We start from the raw sequence: 18,083 nt of genomic DNA, 5'->3' as shown, positions 1-18,083 counted from the left end.
GTGTTCCGCCGGCCGGCGGGTGTGCCACCCGTGCCGGCCGGCGGAACGGGTCAGGCGGTGACGGGCGTCGGCTCGGCGGGAGCCTCGGGCCGGCGTCGCCAGCGGTCGAACCAGGGTGCGTCCGGTGCGCCGTCGAGCAGACCGCCGTCCGGGTCGTCGGCGTAGGTGCGCCGCACCGGGTCGAGTTCCGGCCGCAGGATCTCCCGGACGACCAGCACGCAGAGCACCACGACGGTGGCCAGGCGCAGGGTCGACGCCAGCACGAAGACCCCCTCCGGGAAGACCGGCTTTCCGGTCGCCGCGCCGAGCAGTTCCCCGTAGAAGGCCACGAAGTAGCAGACCTCGGCCAACTGCCAGGCCAGGAAGGCACCCCACTTCGGGCGGGCGAGCACCACCAGCGGCAGCAGCCAGAGCACGAACTGCTGCGACCACACCTTGCTGAAGATGAGGAACGCGGCGACCACCAGGAACGCGAGCTGGGCGAGCCGGGGCCGGCGCGGCGCCAGCAGCCCCAGCGCGGCCACGCCGAGGCAGGCCAGCCCGAAGAGGGCGTACGACAAATAGTTCAGCGTCGGGATGTTCACGTTCAGCCACTCGAACGGCCCGAGGTCGGCGGGGTTGGCGTTGCCGAACTTGCCGTCGACGTAGCGTCCGATGTACCAGAGGGTGCCCCAGTCGATCGGGCGGGTCGAGTTCAGCTCGAAGAAGCGGTCCCAGTTCTCCCGGTACGGGATGGCGACCGGCAGGTTCACGGCGACCAGGGACACCAGGGCCGCGCCGAAGGCGGTGAGGGCGGCGCGCAGCCGCCCGGCGCGCAGTGCCAGCACCAGGATCGGGCCGAGGATGAACAGGGGCCACATCTTGGCCGCCCCGGCGAGGCCGAGCAGGACGCCGGCCGCCACCGGCCGGCTCCGGGCCCAGGCGAACAGGCCGAACGCGGCCAGGCCGATGGCGAGCAGGTCCCAGTTGACGGTGGCGGTGAGCACCAGCGCGGGGGCGAGCGCGAAGAGCGCGGCGTCCCAGGGTCGTCGGCGGCGCAGGCCGAGGATCACCGCCACCGTGGCGACCGCCAGCGCGCCGAGCACCAGAGCGTTCAGGTTGTAGAACCACATGCCCTGGTTGAGCCCCGGGTCGTCCTGGCCGACGGCGTGCACCGGCAGGCCGAGCGCGCCCATGAAGTACCCGGTGAGGACCGGGTACTCGACCGGGTGGTCCCGGTAGGGCACTGCTCCCTCGTTGAGCCGCTCGGCGTAGTAGAGCGCCAGCACGTCGGTGTAGCAGAACCGGGTGTACTGCACGTTGTTCTGCCAGGCGCCGTTCTGGCAGGGCGACTTCTGCACCCAGTGCAGGGCCAGGGTCAGGCAGACCAGGGCCAGGACGATCCGGGTGGCCGTCCAGAACCGGCTCTCCCGACCGGCGGGCCGGTCCAGCGCGACGGCGTGGTCGCCGAGCGGGCCGCCGATGGCGCCGGACAGGCCCCGGACGAAGCCGTCGGAGCGGGACGGGTGGTCGGGGGCACCGGCGTCGTCGATGCCTCGCGTCGACTGTGTGCTCATGAGGGTGCATCCTGCCGTACTTCAGGCCTCCGCGTCCCCCTCCCGACCCCGACAAGTCGGTACGCGAAACGCCGCCGGCGGCCGGAGAGGTGCTCCGGCCGCCGGCGGCGTTCGTCGATCAGTCGTCGCCCGGTCTGGGGCTGATGGTGGGTAGCAGCCCACCACCGCCGCCCGGCCTCGGTTCGGGGCTGGTGGGCGCGGTCGGGCCGCCCGGAGTGTTGCCACCGCCGTTGTTGCCGCCACCGTTGTTGCCACCGCCGTTGTTGCCGCCTGGGCAGAACATGCCGGTCGGGTCGGTACACGGCTGCCCGGGCTGCCCAGGCAAAGGCGTCGGCGGAGGCGGCTCCTCGCCGTTGCCAGCCTTGTCGTCACCGATTCCCGTGATGCTCGGCAGGTCCGACCCCTCGTAGCCCTTCAGGGCGTCATCCATGTACCGCTTCCATAGTTCCGCCGGGAAGCTGCTACCGCCGATGTCGTTCTTGTTCTTGTCGATGATGGTCGGCTTCTTGGCATCGCGGCTGCCGATCCAGACCGCGGTGGCGAGGTTTTCGTCGTAGCCGACCATCCAGGCGTGCGCGTTACGCGGCGTGCCGTTGTGCTCCCAGGTGCCGGTCTTGCCGGCGGCGTCCTTCCCGCCGTCCAGGTTGGCGTTGCTCTTTTCCGGGATCTCCTTCAGCACCGCGGTCACCTCCTGGGCGACCTCCCGCTTGATGCGCGGCTGCGGCTTGCGCTGCTCACCGGTCCCGGGGACCTTCTGCCACTTGCCGGTGGCCTTGTTCTGCTTCTCGACGGTGAGGACGAAGTGCGCCTTGTTGTACACGCCGCCGTTGGCCAGCGTGGCGAGCCCGTTGGCGTGGTCGAGCACCGTGATCGGGTACTGGCCGTAACCGATCACCCGGTCGAACTTGCTCGGCGCGAGTTTCTCCGGCTTTTCCTTGACCAGGTCGAAGGGCTGGGGCGGGTCGACCGTCCACATCGTGCTGACCCCGGCCTGCCGCGCCATGGCGACCACCTTGTCGGGACCGATCTTCTCGGTGAGGTGGAAGAACGGCACATTGTACGACCGGATGGTCGACTCCTCCAGCGTGCAGGACTTGTTGCAGGTCTTCGTCACGTCGCGGCCGGCGTTCTGCACCTTGTCCTTGAAGCCTTCCGGCCTGAACGGGGTGGCGTCCCAGATCGACTTGACCGAGATGCCGGCCTCGATGGCCGCCGCCAGCGTGTAGACCTTGAACGACGAGCCCGGCGGGTGGCCACCGACGATGTCACCGTTGGCATCGGTGTTCTTGCCCGCGTAGTCGAAGTCGGCGCCGCTGTCGCCACCGTAGTAGGCGAGCACCCGGCCGGACTTCGGGTCGATCGAGACCACCGCCGCCATCAGGTTCTTCGGCTGCCCGTAGAGCACCGACCCCTTCCGGTCGGGCGGGGCGGCCTCCTCGAGCGCCTTCTGCATCTTCGCGTTGATGGTGGTGGTGATCCGGTAACCGCCGGACCGCAGCTCGTCGACGCAGGACGGCTTGCCCGCCGCGCCCGAGTCGGAGCAGATGCCCCACTGCTCCATCTCCTGGCGGACGTAGTTGACGACGTTGCCCCGGGGGCTCTTCACGCCGAAGCCGTTGCCGTCCTTCTTCACCGCCGCCACCTTCGGGTAGGCGGTGGGCCGCTCGGCGGCGTTCAGCCAGCCCTCCTCGACCATGCCCCCGAGCACGTAGTTCCACCGCTCCTCGGCCTGTACGCGGTTGACGGCGGGGTCGTAGCCCTTGTGGGTCGTGCTGCCCACCGGCTGCTTGATCAGCGCCGCGAGCACCGCCCCCTCGGCGACCGAGAGCTTGTTGGCCGGCTTGTTGAAGTAGGTCTGTGCGGCAGCCTCGATGCCGTACGCACCGCGCCCGAAATAGATCACGTTCAGGTAGTGCTGCATGATCTCCGGCTTGGTGTACTTCTCGTTCAGCTTGGAGGCGAAGATCGCCTCCTTCACCTTCCGGGCGTAGGTGTCGTCCTTCAGGTTCTCGATCGCGTTGCGGGCGTACTGCTGGGTGATCGTCGAGGCGCCCTGCTTGTCGCCGCCGCTGAGGTTGTTCCAGGCCGCCCGCGCGATGCCCTTGTAGTCCACGCCCGAGTGCTTGTAGAAGTTGCGGTCCTCGGCCGCCGCCACGGCGCGCTGGACATGCTCGGGAATGGCATCGATCGTGACGAAGGTGCGGTTCTCGTTGCCGAGCCGCGCCACCTGTGTCTTCTTGTCGCTGGCGAGGATCGTGGTGGAGAGCGGCAGCGGGACCTCGTCGGGCAGGACGACGTTCGTCGAGTAGTAGGTGAAGCCGACGACGCCGAGCCCGGCGAGCATGATGAACACGGCGAAGCTGGCGATCAGGATGTTCATCCGCTTGCGCTTCTTCGCCCGCGCCGCGCCGGCCGGGTCGCCCGCGCCGCGGCTACGGCGACCAGGTCCGGTCGGTCCGCCGGGCCCACCCGGGCCGCCCGCGCCCGGCGAGACGCTCGCCCGTGCCGAGGCCCGGCCGGCCACGCCGCCGACCGCGGCCGACCCGACGCTGGCCCGCCCCGCCGAGGCCGCACCGACGGCGGCGGCACCGACCGTCGCCCGCCCGGCCGACCCGCCGGCAGCCGGGGAGACCGGCACCGACGCGCGGCCCGCACCCGCCCGGCCCACGCCGGGCGCTGGCGAGACGGGCACCGAGGCCCGGCCCGGCACCGCCCGGCCGACCGAGGCGGAACCCACCGAGGCCGAGCCGGCGGCCGAACCACCGCGCGGGGGCACAGCGGCCGAGGCCGAACCGCGCGGGGGTACAGCGGCCGAGGCCGAACCGCTCTGCGGCACGGCGGCCGAGCCGCCCACCGAGGCCCGCCCACCAGCGGCGGCGTGGGGCGCGACCGAGGCGCGACCGGCCGGCGCCGTACCCTCCGGTGTGGCCGACCAGCCGCCCCCGCCGGCGTCACCGCCGGTCTCGCCCTGCTGACCCGGGATATGGGCCCGCCCGCGCGGGGAACTGGGATCGCCGTACGAGTTCATTCCTCACACCCTGCCGTTGCGGTGGGGCGCGACTGCACCGCCACCGGTTTGCCGTGAGATGGGACACCCGTCACTGCGGCACGAGCGTGCCGATCGACAGTGTCGCATTGCGAAATCATTCGGGCCAATCAGACCAACGGCCCATCGCTGACCCCGGGGCCGCACGTGCTGGCCGGCGTCGGCCGATCGAGCAAGGGTCACCGTTGCGCCTCTCGCCTCCGTCGACCGGCCGAGGCGCCACCCACGGCGGCCGCGCCGCCCACCGCATCCTGATCGGACCCGCCCTCGGGTCCCCCGGCCAGCCCGTCCCGGCCGAGCAGGTACTGCTCGACGAGATGGTTCCAGTCGCAGCCGAGGCACACTTCCACCACGAAGACCTGGAACTCACGCACTGTCATCGCCAGGACGGGCAACTCCGCCAGCGTCCGGGCCTGGCCGGCCGACTGCTTGAGCTCGTCGCCGTAGATGTAGTGGACGTGGGTCAGGTTCTCGCTCCGGCAGATCGGGCACCGCTCGTCGGTCGGCTCGCCGTGGAAGCGAGCAGCGTTCTTCAGGTACGGCGACGCGTCGCACACGTCGTACGTGCCGACCCTGCCGGCGAGAAGCTCACGCAGCACCGCTCGCTTCCGGAGCGAGTAGTCGACGACCTGGCGCTGCGTACGCATGCGGAGAAGGGTACGCGGTCCGGCCGGACGAGGCGACCACGGTAACGATGCGTAACCACCCGATCTCGGAATGGGCGGGCCCCGGGAGGGGTTTGCCCTGATCGCGGCGATCCGCTAGCGTGCGATGTATCGGACCGATACATCGCGGCGGTTGCGCGTTCGCGTAGAGGTTACAGAGGGGATGGCCCGTGCTCGAGCTCGCCATCCTCGGCCTCCTGCAGGAGGCTCCGATGCACGGCTACGAGCTGCGCAAGGAGTTGACCGCCAAGCTCGGTGCCATCCGGGCGGCGATCAGCTACGGCTCGCTCTATCCGACCCTGCGCCGGCTACAGGCGTCGGGATGGATCACCGAGGCCGCCGAGGCACCCACCACTGCTGAGGAGGTTCCCGCGCTGACCAGCCGGCGAGGTCGGGTGGTCTACGAAATCACCGCGGAGGGCAAGGAACGCTTCGCCCAACTGATCGCACAGACCGGGCCCGAGACGTACGACGACACGGGTTTCGGCGTGCATTTCGCGTTCTTCGCCCGGACCGACCAGGCGACCCGACTCCGCATCCTGGAGGGTCGCCGGCGGAAGGTCGAGGAACGTCGCGAGGGGCTTCGCGACGTACTCGGCCGGGCAGCAGAGCGTCTCGACGCCTACACGCTGGAACTGCAGCGACACGGCCTGGACGCCTGTGAGCGCGAGGTCCGCTGGCTGGAGGAGCTCATCGCCAACGAGCGCTCCGGCCGCGCCCCGGCTGCCCCGCGAACCGGGACAGCCGGCGGCCGACGAGAAGACAACAGCCCGCCCCCGCCTGGAGAGTCCAGGACAGAGCGGCCGTGATGAAGAAGAAGGAGGCAGACGCTATGGGCTCCGTCCGCGTCGCCATCGTCGGTGTGGGTAACTGCGCCTCGTCCCTCGTGCAGGGCGTGGAGTACTACCGCAACGCCGACCCGAACGACCGCGTCCCGGGTCTCATGCACGTCACCTTCGGCGACTACCACGTCTCGGACGTGCAGTTCGTCGCGGCGTTCGACGTGGACGCCAAGAAGGTGGGCATGGACCTCGCCGAGGCGATCGTCGCCAGCGAGAACAACACCATCAAGCTGTGCGACGTGCCGCCGTCCGGCGTCACCGTGCAGCGCGGTCCGACCTTCGACGGTCTGGGCCAGTACTACCGCGAGATCGTCGAGGAGTCCGACGCCACGCCGGTCGACGTCGCCCAGGCGCTGCGCGACGCGCAGGTCGACGTCGTGGTCTCGTACCTGCCGGTCGGCTCGGACCAGGCCGACAAGTTCTACGCGCAGGCCGCGATCGACGCCGGCTGCGCGTTCGTCAACGCCCTGCCGGTGTTCATCGCCTCCGACCCCGAGTGGGCCAAGAAGTTCGAGGACGCGGGCCTGCCGATCGTCGGTGACGACATCAAGAGCCAGGTCGGCGCCACCATCGTGCACCGCGCGCTGGCGAAGCTGTTCGAGGACCGGGGCGTCGAGCTGCTGCGCACGTACCAGCTCAACTTCGGCGGCAACATGGACTTCATGAACATGCTGGAGCGCAACCGCCTGGTCTCGAAGAAGATCTCGAAGACCCAGTCGGTCACCTCCCAGATCCCGCACGAGATGAGCAAGAGCGACGTGCACATCGGCCCGTCGGACCACGTGCCGTGGCTCGACGACCGCAAGTGGGCCTACATCCGCCTGGAGGGTCGCTCCTTCGGCGACACCCCGCTCAACGCGGAGCTCAAGCTCGAGGTGTGGGACTCGCCGAACTCGGCCGGCGTCATCATCGACGCCGTCCGCGCCGCGAAGATCGCGCTGGACCGGAAGATCGGCGGCCCGATCCTGTCGGCCTCGTCGTACTTCATGAAGTCCCCGCCGGTGCAGTACGCCGACCACGACGCGCACGCCGCCGTCGAGGCGTTCATCAAGGGCGAGATCGAGCGCTGACGCGCCGACCACCAGCACCACCAAGGGCCGGGTCCGTACGGGACCCGGCCCTTGCCGTATCCGGTCCCCCGGCGTCGTACGCGCCACGACCACCGATGTCACACGGGGTCGAGCGGTGAGCGACGCGCCGTTAGGCTGACCGGCGTGACATCCCTCCCTCGCCGCCCGGCTCGCGGCGCGACGCGGCGGCTGATCGGGGCGGTTGTGGGCACGGTGTTCCTTCCGGTCCTCGTCAGCTGCGCGGCGCCGGGCACCCTCCCGACCACCACACCGGCAGGCGGCGCACCGGCCAGCAGTGGGGCGTCAGTCCTCCCAGCCACCTCCACGGCGTCGGCCGAGGCCGCCTGCGCCAGCGCGGGCAAGCGGGTTGCGCGGCCCGGCAAGTCCGCCCGGCCCGGTGGCGACGCGCCGGCCGCCACGTCGCGTCCGCCCGGCACCCGCCATCCGGTGACCGAGGAGCAACTTCGCGCGGAGGAGTTCCGCCGCCAGCAGGCGGCCAACGACGCCTTCCGACAGCGCGGCACACTCGGCGAGGAGGCGGCCAGCGGTGCCCGGGCCTGCGCGGCGGACGTCATGAAGCGACTCAACCTCCTGACCACCGGCGGCCGGGGCGAGCCCGGGCAGGAAACGATCCAGCGGGCGATCGTCGCGACGGGGCTGACCGAGGTCACCGTGCGGCCACCGGGCCGGCTCGACCTCGGCGCAGCCGACGGCCTGATCTTCGCCGGCTGGACCGGCCGGGCATGTGTCTTCGGCAGCGTCCGGGCTGGCGACGTCGTGGTGGAGATCGGAGCCCGCATCGCAGACGGCGGCTGTCTCCCCGCCCCGGACTGACCGGGCGGGCGCGGGCGGGACCGCGTCAGGACCAGGCGCGGCGCAGGGCCACCCCGGCCTCCAGCTCCAGCAGCTTCACCTTCCGGTCCAGGCCGCCGCCGAAACCGACCAGCTTGCCGCCGGCGCCGACGATCCGGTGGCACGGCACGAGCACCGGGAGCGGGTTGCGGTTGCAGGCCACCCCGACCGCGCGGGCGGCACCCTGGTCACCGAGCCGCCGGGCCACTTCGCCGTAGGTGAGCGTCTCGCCGTACGGAATGCCGGTCATCTCCCGCCAGACGCCCCGCTCGAAGTCGGACCCGCCCGGCGCCGCCAGTGGCACCTCGAACCCGGTCAGCTCGCCGGCGAAGTAGGCCCGCAGCTCCGCGACCGCCTGCCGGGCCGCCTCGTCGCCCGGCTCTTCGGCGGCGCCCTCGACCCGGCCGAAATGGGCCCGACACACGTGGATCCCGTCGGTGGCCACGGAAAACTCGCCGATGGGTGAGTCGAGCACGGTCCAGCGCATCCACCCATTGTCCCCGGCGGCCGGACGTCACCCCGCCCGAGCCGCCAGGCGGGCCCGGGTTGCCCGCCCGTTCCGCACTCGGCGACCCGTTGGGGCGTTGCTGATCTTTCTGTCCTATCGGTGGTCTAGCCTGCGGGCCGCTGATCAATCGCTCAGGGGAGATTCCTTGCGTAGGTTCGTGTTGCCCGACGAGGACGCCTGGGTGCTGCCCGCGGCATGGCGCGAGGGCCTGAGTCCCCGCCCGGGCGGCCTGCACCTGCCTGATCAGGCGTCGCCGACGGCGGCTGCCGGTTCGGTTGCGGAGGCCTCCGCAGCGGTGGACAGGCCGATGCCCCAGGCGGATTCGGACGGTACGGCCTTCGACCAGGTCGGGGGAAATCAAGCCGACCAGAACCGGCCGGGCTCGGTGCTGCCGGTGCTTGCTGGGCCTCCACGGCGCGCAGACGGCAAGCCGCTGCGGGTGCCCGATCTGCCGGAATGGATGGTTCTGCCCGCCCTACCCGCGGTGCCTCTGCGGGACGGCGGCGACGCGCTGACGCAGGATGCCGTGCGTAACCTGTGCGCGCTGCTCGCGGTGTCGAAGATCGCGGCGGCTCACCCCGCGATCACCGACGTGCGTGCGGCCTGCGACCCGCGCAGCCTCGCAGGCTTCGCCTGGGCGATCTTCGAGCAGTGGCAGGCCGCCCAGTATCCGGCGAAGAGCAGCCTCGCGATGGTGGCGCTGGCACTGCTCGGCGACGACACCACCGTGCCCGCGCTGACGTCGCTCTTCCCCGGTTGGGCGAGCACGTCCATACGGGTACGCACCGGCATGGACGTGCTCGCCGCGATCGGCACCGACCTCGCCCTGACGCATCTGCACCGGCTGTCCCGCAAGGCGAAGACCGTGGGCTTCCGGCGCCTGGCCGAGAAGCGCCTCAACGACGTCGCCGCGGCCCGTGGGCTGCAGCCCGCACAACTGGCCGACCGTATCGTCCCGGACTTCGGCCTGGACGCCAACGGCCGGACGGTGCTCGACTACGGTCCGCGCCGGTTCACCGTCGCCTTCGACGAGCGGTTCCAGCCGTGGTACACCGATCAGTGGGGCAGGCGCCTGGCCCGCATGGTCCGGCTGCCCCGGCGTACCGCCGCCGACGACCAGAACCTCGTCCAGGCGGCCCGGCGTCGCTACACCGAGCTGACGAACGACCTCACGGCCACCGTCACGGAGCGCAGCCGGGCCATCGAGGAGGCGATGGTCCTGGGCCGGCGCTGGACCGGCGCGGAGTACCGGAGCTTCTTCGTCGACCATCCGCTGACGTGGCACCTGACGCGCCGCCTGCTGTGGGCGACCTTCGACGAGCGGGGCGAGGTCGTCACGGCCTTCCGTGGGGCCGAGGACCGCACTTTCGCCGACATCGACGACAAGACCTGGACGCTCGACCCGGCCGCGACCGTTGGTGTGGCACACCCCTGGCACTTCGATCGCGACCGCGCGGCCTGGGCTGAGATCTTCGCCAACTACCTGATCATCCAACCGTTCCCGCAGGTGGGCCGGGAACTGTTCAGCCTCGCCGACCTCGACCTGAACACCGTGGCGGGCGCACCGGTGGAGAGCGGAAAGCTGAACGTGCTGACCGCTCGCGGCTGGCGGTTCGGCGACGGGCACAGCTCGCTGGAGCGGGACTGGCCGGGTGACCGGACCATCAGGATCGGATTCTCGCCCGGCTACAGCTGGGACGAGCCGGACCTGCCCCAGCACCTGGCGGGTGTCCGGGGCGAAGTCGCCGACCTCGGCCCGGTCGGCATCTCGGAGGTCGTCCGCGACGTGCGCTCCTTGATGAGCTGGAAGTGGACATGTCGGGCCAGCCTCGCACTGGACAGCCCTGTGTCGCTGCCGAGGCTCCCGCGGCCGGCCGGCTGACCAGTTCGCGTTGCGGGGCACCGCTACCGTGCAGGCCGTGGCCACGGGGACACTCATCTTTCTCATCATCGGCGGCGCGGGTGTCGCGGTGCTGGCACTCGCCCTGCTCGGCACCGAGTTGCTCCACTTCGGCAACCCGGACTTCGACGGCCCGGTGTCGACGGAGACGGTCGCCGGCTTCGCCGGGGCGCTCGGCTTCGGCGCGGCGATCGTCAACGAGTTGCTCGGTGGGCGTACGCCCGGAATGATCGCGGCGGCCCTGGCCGGCGGTGTCGTCGCGGCCGTGCCCACCGCCTGGGCCACGTCCCGGCTCAGCCGGGCGGCCCGCAACATGCGCACCGACCCCACCCCCACCCGCCACCACCTGGTCGGCGCGCTCGGCCTGGTGGTCACCCCGGTGCCCGCCGACGGCTACGGCGAGGTCCGCGTCCGGGTGGCCGGCCAGCCGGTCAAGCTCAACGCCCGCGCAGACCACCCGATCCCGATCGGGGCCCAGATCTTCGTGGTCGAGGCGCTCAGCGAGACCAGCGTGCACGTCGAGACCTACTGAACCCCCTCATACAGAAACAAGGACGGTCACATGCCCCTTCTCATCGCCATCGGCGGCGCGGTCCTCCTCGTCCTCGTGCTCGTCCTCTTCGTGCTCTCCCGGATCAAGGTCGCCGGGCCGAACGAGGCCTTCATCGTCACCGGCCGCAAGGGCCGCACCACGCAGACTGCCGACGGCGGCCGGTCAACCGACAACTCCGGGCAGAAGGTCGTGCTCGGCGCGTCCGTCTTCGTCCTGCCCGTGGTGCAGAAGCTCCAGTCCCTCGACCTGTCCAGCCGGCGGATCGACGTCGGCATCAAGGGCGCGGTCAGCAAGCAGGGCATCCGCGCCGACCTGCACGGCGTCGCGATCGTCAAGGTCGGCGGCACCGAGGACGCCATCCGCGCCGCCGCGCAGCGCTTCCTGCACCAGCAGGACGAGATCGAGGACTTCACCCGGGAGGTGCTGGCCGGCGCGCTGCGCTCGATCGTCGGCCGGCTCACCGTCGAGGAGGTCATCCGGGACCGGGCGGCGTTCGCCAGCGCGGTCGCCGAGGAGGCCGAGCACTCGATGACCAACCAGGGCCTGGTGCTGGACACCTTCCAGCTCCAGGACATCCTGGCCGAGGGCTCCTACCTCCAGGACCTGGGCCGACCGGAGGCCGCCCGGGTACTCAAGGACGCGGCCATCGCCGAGGCGCGGGCCCGGCAGCAGGCCGAGCAGGAGCGGCTGCTCGCCGAGGAGGCGATCGCAGAGGCCAACCGGAACCTGTCGCTGAAGCAGGCCGCCATCCAGGCGGAGATCGACGCGGCCAAGGCGAAGTCCGCCGCCGCCGGGCCGCTGGCCCAGGCCGAGCGGGACCAGGCGATCCTCTCCGAACAGCAGAAGGTCGCCGAGCGCAACGCCGAACTCAAGCAGCGCCAGCTCGACACCGAGGTGCGCAAGCCGGCCGACGCCGCCCGGTACAAGGTGGAGCAGGAGGCCGAGGCGTCCCGTAACGCGGCCGTGCTAAACGCCGACGCGCAGCGCCAGGCTGTCATCGCGGCCGCGCAGGCCGCCGCCGAGCAGGCCCGGCTCACCGGTGAGGGCGAGCGGGCCCGCCGGGCCGCGCTGGCCGAGGCCAACGCGATCGAGGGCGCCAAGGAGGGTGAGGCCGAGCAGCGCCGGCGTTCCGCGATCGCCGAGGCGGTCGAGCGGGAGGGTGCGGCCGAGGCCGCGGCCATCCTGGCCAAGGGCCAGGCCGAGGCCGACGCGATGGCGCGCAAGGCCGAGGCTTTCGCGGCGTACGGCGAGGCCGCGGTGCTGGACCTGCTGGTCAAGGTGCTGCCGCAGGTGGTCGAGGCGGCCAGTGCCCCGATCGGCGCGATCGACAAGATGACAGTCATCTCCACCGACGGCGCCTCGTCGCTGACCAAGTCGGTGGCGGGCAACGTGGCCCAGGGGCTCCAACTCGGCAGCGACCTGACCGGCATCGACCTGACCGGCCTGCTGGCGAAGCTCGGCTCGGCGGCGGCGACCACCGGCAACGGCAAGCCGTCGGTCGACGGCACGGCGGTCGAGACCCGCTGACGCCACCCGCACAGCGGTCGGTCCGCTGAGCGCGACAGGGCGCCGTCCCCCGCCGGGGGACGGCGCCCTGTTCGTACGGTTCGGTTGGATCGATTCGTCCGCGTCGGACCGCGGCACCCGGCCGGACTAGCCGACGATGCCCTCGTCGCGGGCCCAGCGCAGCAGCTCCGCCTCGGCCTCGTCGCGGTCCAGCGGGCCGCGTTCCAGGCGCAGCTCCTTGAGGTGCTTCCAGGCGCGCCCCACGAGCGGCCCCGGCGGCACGCCCAGCAGCTCCATGATGGCGTTGCCGTCCAGGTCGGGCCGGACCCGCGCCAGGTCCTCGTCGGCGGCGATCCGGGCGATCCGCTCCTCCAGCGCGTCGTAGTCGGCCGCGAGCTGGGCCGCCTTACGCCGGTTGCGGGTCGTGCAGTCCGACCGGGTCAGCTTGTGCAGGCGCGGCAGCAGGTCACCGGCGTCGGCGACGTAGCGACGCACCGCCGAGTCCGTCCACTCGCCCCGGCCGTAGCCGTAGAAGCGCAGGTGCAGCGCGACCAGCGCGGTGACCTTGGAGGTGATCTCCTTGGGGTACCGCATCGCCTTCATCCGGGCCTTGGTGAGCCGGGCCCCGACCACCTCGTGATGGTGGAAGCTGACGCGGCCGTCCGAGCCCACCGCCTTGGTCGCCGGCTTGCCGACGTCGTGCATCAGCGCGGCCATCCGCAGGACGAAGTCCGGCCCCTCGGTCTCGTACGAGACGGCGTTGCTCACCACGGTGAGGGTGTGCTCGTAGACGTCCTTGTGCTGGGCGTGCTCGTCGATCTCCAGCTTCAGCCCGGTCAGCTCCGGCAGGAAACGCTCGGCGAGCCCGGTGTCGACGAGCAGCCGCAGCCCGGTGATCGGATCGGCGCCGCAGAGCAGCTTGGTGAACTCGTCGCGGATCCGCTCGGCGGTGATCCGGTCCAGGTCGGCGGCCATCCGGGTCATCGCCGCGTACGTGTCGGGGTGCACCGCGAAGCGCAGTTGGGCGGCGAAGCGGGCCGCGCGCAGCATCCGCAGCGGGTCGTCGCCGAAGGACTCGCCGGGGGTGCCCGGGGTGCGGATCACCTTGGCGGCCAGGTCGTCCAGCCCGCCGTGCGGGTCGGTGAACCGGTGCTCGGGCAGGCTGACCGCCATCGCGTTGATGGTGAAGTCGCGCCGCCGAAGGTCCTCGGCGAGGTCCGTGCCGTACTCGACGACCGGGTTGCGGCTGACCTGGTCGTAGGACTCGGCGCGGAAGGTGGTGACCTCCAGCCGCAGGCCGTCCCGCTGGCACCCGATGGTGCCGAACTCCCGGCCGGTCTCCCAGATCGACTCGGCCCAGCCGCGCACGATGCGCAGGGTCTCGTCGGGGTGCGCGTCGGTGCAGAAGTCGAGGTCGTCGCCGAGGCGGCCGAGGAGGGCGTCGCGTACCGAACCGCCCACCAGGTGCAGCTCGTGGCCGGCCCGCGCGAACCGGCGGCCCAACTCGTCGGCGACCGGGGAGACCCGGAGCAGTTCGGCGACGGCGTTGCGCTGTGCGGCGGTGAGTTCGCGGCGGTCGGCGGCGTGGGGAGCGGAGGCTTCGGACATGGGAGCGCCAGCCTATCGGTCCCGGTGGGGATGTGGTCCGCCGGGCGCGGGTAACGAGTGCCCGTTGACTATCGTCTGTGACGTGCGGGCCGGTATCCGGCTCCGACGTACCCCGGTCTTGGAGGCGACAGGATGAGCGGCGGGCTCTACCGCAGCGCGAACGCCGCACAGGGCGGCGCCGCGCCCGGCCGGCCGTCGGACGGCGCCACGTTCATCTCCGCCGAGCCGCTCAACCAGCCGGCCATGGAGTCGACCGCGCCGCCGCAGGAGCAGGTGGGCGAGGCCAGCGCCGCGACCAACAGCGCGGTGATGGCCATCGGCAGCCTGGTCAGCCGGGGTACGGGCTTCCTGCGCAACCTGGTGATCGCGGCGGCGCTCGGCGGCGCGCTGGTCGGTGACGCGTACACCACCGCGCAGATCCTGCCCGGGATGGTCTACGAGTTCCTGCTCGGCGGCGTGCTCACCAGCGTGCTGATCCCGGTGCTGGTACGCCGGCGCAAGGCCGACGCCGACGGCGGCCAGGCGTACACCCAGCGGTTGCTCACCCTCGCGGTGCTGGCGCTCGGCGTGGCGGCTCTGCTCGCGGTCCTGTTCGCCACCCAGCTGACCACGCTCTACGGCAGCGGCGAGTCGTCCGGCGACTACTCGCAGCTGGTCACGATGCTGAGTCGCCTGATGCTGCCGATCATCTTCTTCTCCGGGCTGAGCGCGCTGATCAGCGCGGTGCTCAACACCCGGGGCCACTTCGCCGCCCCGATGTGGGCGCCGATCCTGAACAACCTGGTGGTGATCGCCACCGCCGGCCTCTACATCGCGATCTTCGGTGCCGAGATCATCCAGCCGGGCGAGATGACCACGGGGCGGATCCTGCTGATCGGCGGCGGCACCCTGCTCGGCGTGGCGATCCAGGCCACCGGTCTGCTGCCGGCGCTGCGCAAGGTCGGTTTCCGCTGGAAGTTGCGCTTCGACTTCCGCGAGCTGGGCCTGCGCGAGCTGGGCCGGCTCGGGGCCTGGATGTTCTGCTACGTCGCGGTCAGCCAGATCGGCCTGATCGTGCTGTTCAACCTGCTCAACCAGGCCGGCCGGGAGAACGCCGCCGGCCCGCTGATCTACAACAACGTCTTCCTGCTGTTGATGACGGCGCACGGCATCATCGCCGTCTCGATCATCACCGCGCTGATGCCCCGGATGAGCGCCGCCGCCGCCGACGGCCGGTACGCGGACCTGGCCGCCGACCTGTCCCGGGGCACCCGGATGGTGACCGCGGTGCTCGCCCCGATCGCCGTCTGCTACGCCGTGCTCGCCTCCCCGATCGCGTTCACCCTGTTCCGCTGGGGCGCCTTCGACGAGAAGAACGCCACCGCCACCTCCGTGGTGCTGCTCGCCGCCGCACTCGCGCTGGTGCCGTTCGCGGTCAGCCAGCTGTTCACCTTCGCCTTCTACGCGCTGCCGGACACCCGCACCCCGGCGCTGATCAACATCCCGGTGGTGGCGCTCCGTGTCGGGGTGCAGATCGTGCTCTTCGTGGCCTTCTCGGCGAGCTTCGCCGGTGCCGGCATGATGATCGGCAACGCCGTCTCCTACCTGGCCGCCGCGATCGCCTCCGCCTGGCTGCTCCGCCCCCGGGTGGGTCGCATCGGCCTCGGCGAGATCATGCGGACCGGCGGCCGGGTCCTGGTCGCGGCGCTCGGCGCGGCGGTGGTCGGCCTGATCGTGGTCAAGCTGCTGCCCGGCGACGACACGCCGAGCCGCCTGGAGGCCATCGTTCAGCTCGTGGTCGGCGGCGCGGTGATCGGCGGGACGTACCTCGGGCTGGCGATGGTCCTGCGGATCGGCGAGATCACCGAAGTCGTGGGCATGGTCCGCCGCCGGCTGGGCCGTTGATCGGTCGACTCCGCCGCCTCGGCCGGCGCCGGCGGATGCACTGCACTCTCTGTGAACGACGATCACCAGCCTGGGGATGCGCCTGTGGATAACTCTGTGATCCACCGCTCAGACGCCGAATGGGCCTGTGGATAACCAACCGTACGGCTGAGCATGACGGGCCCGGTCGGAGGGAACCCCGGCAGCGTCGGCGCGATCGCCGTTTCGGCCGGCCCCCTCCCGGTGGGCGCTTGCGGGCAACCTCTAGATTGGCTAGTACATGTGCCAGCAACGCGGGCGACAACGGTCGCAACCGGACAAGTCGGCCGCCTGGCGGCAGCTCGACCCGGGAGCGGCGTGAAGATGACATGTCGGGGAGACGGCCAACCCGGGTAAGGTCGCTTCCGACGGGTACGGCAGGCGCCGGCGCTCCGCGTCGACACCGGTCTACCGGTTCCTTCGAAGGCAGAGCGGGAAGCCACATGCCCAGCAGCGCGGGTCCATCGATCGACACGATCACCGAGGGAGGACGGGTGACCCAGGTCGGCGAGGGTCAGGCCGCGGAGGAGAGCGCTCCTCAGGTCGTGACCTTCGGTGCTCCCACGGCCGGTGAGATCCTCGCCGAGCGTTACGAGCTGGTCGAGCACATCAACAACGACAGCGCGGGTCGACTGGTCTGGCGCGGGGTCGATGTCATCCTGCGCCGCCCCGTCGCGGTCGTACTGCGCTACCCGGGTGGCGACTCGGCCACCGAGATGCTCCAGGGTGCCGTCGCGGCCAGCCGAGTCATCCACCCCAACCTGGTCGGCGTCTACGACGCGATCGACGAGGCCGAGCGGGCGTACGTGGTGCGCGAGTGGGTCGACGGGCAGTCGCTGCGCGAGCTGGCCGCGGACTTCCCGCTGGACCCGACCCGTGCCACCACCATCGGCAACGCGGTCGCCAGCGCCCTCGCCGCAGTGCACGCCACCGGCATGGTGCACGGCAACGTCCACCCCGGCACGGTGATGGTCAGCGACGACGGTCGGGTGGTGCTGGCCGACGCACGCACCGACGGTGACGACAGCCAGCAGAGCGACGTCCGCGCGGTCGGTGGCATCCTCTACTTCGCCCTGACCGGCCACTGGCCGCACGCCGAGGCTCCGCTGCGCGGCGCGACCGCCGGCCACGGCCGGGCCGCCATCCCCGACGCCGTCCGTGACGCGAACGGCGCGATCGCCGCCCCCCGGCAGGTCCGGGCGGGCGTGCCGGCATACCTCGACGACCTCACGATGGATCTGCTCGACGCAGGAATCGAGCCGCCCTCGTCGGACGTGCTCGCGGCCGAACTGGCGCGGCTGGACGTGCCGGCCGACGAGCAGTTCCTGGACAACAGCGGCCCGCTACGCTTCGCGGCCGAGACCGGCGAGGAGCCGTCCCCGCTGGCCGCCGCGGGCGGTCGGAAGGTCGCGCTCGGCATCGCCGCCCTGCTTGCCGTCGCCCTGGTCGGCCTGCTGATCGGCATCAGCACCCTGGGCGGCGACGACGATCCACGGCCCAACCCGGTCGCCGCCCCCTCGTCCGCTCCGCCCGCAAACGAGGACCCGCCGGCCGCCACCACGACCGGGCCGCTGAAGATCAGCGCGGCGCGGATCATCGACCCCGACAGCAAGTCCCGGGACGAGCTCGAAGGGGCCGACAAGGTCTTCGACGGCAACGAGGACAAGGGCTGGGAGACCGACACCTACAACAGGTCCAACTTCGGCAACCTGAAGAAGGGCATGGGGGTCTGGATCGACCTCGGCGACGAGCGCACCGTCAAGTCGGTGCAGGTCCTGCTCTCCGCCCGGGGCGCCTCCGCCCAACTCCTCGCCGGCACGAGCGACCAGCCCTCCACCTCGGCGGGGGACGATGCGCTCTTCACCGATTACCAGAAGACCCGGATCGGCCAGCCGTTCGAAGAGCACGACGGCGTCACGATGACCTTCAACGGCTTCAACGCCGACCAGAAGTACCGCTACCTGATGTTCTGGATCACCGAGCTGCCCTCGAGTGACGGCGGCTACAAGCTCGGCGTCCAGGAAATCACGGTCCAGGGGTCGTGAGCCGGCCGCCGTACCCCGGGCACCGCCTCC

At 71.4% G+C, this 18,083-nt stretch carries 13 protein-coding genes; 8 read left to right on the top strand and 5 right to left on the bottom strand.

The window, feature by feature from the left end:
- Window positions 1-50: 50 nt before the first annotated feature.
- The 3 genes from ABZ809_RS02275 to ABZ809_RS02265 form a co-directional block, all read right to left on the bottom strand.
- On the bottom strand, window positions 51-1,556 hold the full coding sequence (locus tag ABZ809_RS02275) for a glycosyltransferase 87 family protein (protein WP_357560497.1): 1,506 nt from the start codon (window positions 1,554-1,556) through the stop codon (window positions 51-53).
- A 118-nt stretch (window positions 1,557-1,674) separates the two neighbouring features.
- Window positions 1,675-4,584 (bottom strand): transglycosylase domain-containing protein, encoded by a 2,910-nt coding sequence (locus ABZ809_RS02270; RefSeq protein WP_357560496.1) that lies wholly within the window; start codon window positions 4,582-4,584, stop codon window positions 1,675-1,677.
- Window positions 4,585-4,781: 197 nt separating this feature from the next.
- The gene (locus ABZ809_RS02265; RefSeq protein ID WP_357560495.1) at window positions 4,782-5,249 is read right to left on the bottom strand and encodes a DUF5318 domain-containing protein; all 468 of its coding nucleotides are present in this window, start codon (window positions 5,247-5,249) and stop codon (window positions 4,782-4,784) included.
- Between the two features lie 188 nt (window positions 5,250-5,437).
- Here ABZ809_RS02265 and ABZ809_RS02260 point away from each other — a divergent pair, with 188 nt between their 5' ends.
- From ABZ809_RS02260 to ABZ809_RS02250, 3 genes are all read left to right on the top strand, one after another.
- A complete protein-coding gene (locus ABZ809_RS02260) occupies window positions 5,438-6,076 on the top strand; it encodes a PadR family transcriptional regulator (protein WP_357560494.1) in 639 nt (212 codons plus the stop codon).
- Window positions 6,077-6,099: 23 nt separating this feature from the next.
- Window positions 6,100-7,179: an inositol-3-phosphate synthase gene (locus ABZ809_RS02255; RefSeq protein ID WP_357560493.1), complete on the top strand. Its 1,080-nt coding sequence runs from the start codon at window positions 6,100-6,102 to the stop codon at window positions 7,177-7,179.
- Between the two features lie 144 nt (window positions 7,180-7,323).
- Window positions 7,324-8,013 carry a hypothetical protein gene (locus ABZ809_RS02250; protein WP_357560492.1) on the top strand — a complete coding sequence of 230 codons (690 nt, stop codon included), beginning with the start codon at window positions 7,324-7,326 and terminating at the stop codon, window positions 8,011-8,013.
- A 25-nt stretch (window positions 8,014-8,038) separates the two neighbouring features.
- Here the strand turns inward: ABZ809_RS02250 and ABZ809_RS02245 are convergent, their stop codons facing one another.
- Complete coding sequence (locus ABZ809_RS02245; protein ID WP_357560491.1) at window positions 8,039-8,518, bottom strand: methylated-DNA--[protein]-cysteine S-methyltransferase; 480 nt, start codon at window positions 8,516-8,518, stop codon at window positions 8,039-8,041.
- Between the two features lie 97 nt (window positions 8,519-8,615).
- Between ABZ809_RS02245 and ABZ809_RS02240 the strand changes: the two genes are divergently transcribed.
- The 3 genes from ABZ809_RS02240 to ABZ809_RS02230 are packed head-to-tail and all read left to right on the top strand — an operon-like array spanning window position 8,616 to window position 12,519.
- Window positions 8,616-10,421, top strand: a complete 1,806-nt coding sequence (locus ABZ809_RS02240) for a DUF4132 domain-containing protein (protein WP_357560490.1) — start codon at window positions 8,616-8,618, stop codon at window positions 10,419-10,421.
- Window positions 10,422-10,449: 28 nt separating this feature from the next.
- Window positions 10,450-10,971, top strand: a complete 522-nt coding sequence (locus ABZ809_RS02235) for a hypothetical protein (protein WP_357560811.1) — start codon at window positions 10,450-10,452, stop codon at window positions 10,969-10,971.
- A gap of 30 nt (window positions 10,972-11,001) precedes the next feature.
- Window positions 11,002-12,519 carry an SPFH domain-containing protein gene (locus tag ABZ809_RS02230; RefSeq protein WP_357560489.1) on the top strand — a complete coding sequence of 506 codons (1,518 nt, stop codon included), beginning with the start codon at window positions 11,002-11,004 and terminating at the stop codon, window positions 12,517-12,519.
- 126 nt (window positions 12,520-12,645) lie between these two features.
- Here the strand turns inward: ABZ809_RS02230 and ABZ809_RS02225 are convergent, their stop codons facing one another.
- Window positions 12,646-14,106 (bottom strand): CCA tRNA nucleotidyltransferase, encoded by a 1,461-nt coding sequence (locus tag ABZ809_RS02225; protein ID WP_357560488.1) that lies wholly within the window; start codon window positions 14,104-14,106, stop codon window positions 12,646-12,648.
- A gap of 132 nt (window positions 14,107-14,238) precedes the next feature.
- On the opposite strand from ABZ809_RS02225, the gene murJ reads away from it, so the two are divergent.
- On the top strand, window positions 14,239-15,990 hold the full coding sequence (murJ, locus tag ABZ809_RS02220; protein WP_357560487.1) for a murein biosynthesis integral membrane protein MurJ: 1,752 nt from the start codon (window positions 14,239-14,241) through the stop codon (window positions 15,988-15,990).
- A gap of 461 nt (window positions 15,991-16,451) precedes the next feature.
- Window positions 16,452-18,053, top strand: coding sequence for a protein kinase family protein (locus ABZ809_RS02215; protein ID WP_357560486.1), 1,602 nt, complete (start codon window positions 16,452-16,454; stop codon window positions 18,051-18,053).
- Window positions 18,054-18,083 lie beyond the last annotated feature (30 nt).

Origin of the sequence: Micromonospora sp. NPDC047074, from assembly GCF_040643815.1 — a bacterium.
Classification (GTDB): domain Bacteria; phylum Actinomycetota; class Actinomycetes; order Mycobacteriales; family Micromonosporaceae; genus Micromonospora.
Note: the sequence above shows the minus strand (reverse complement) of the source record. Positions and strands in the feature narration are given on the sequence as shown.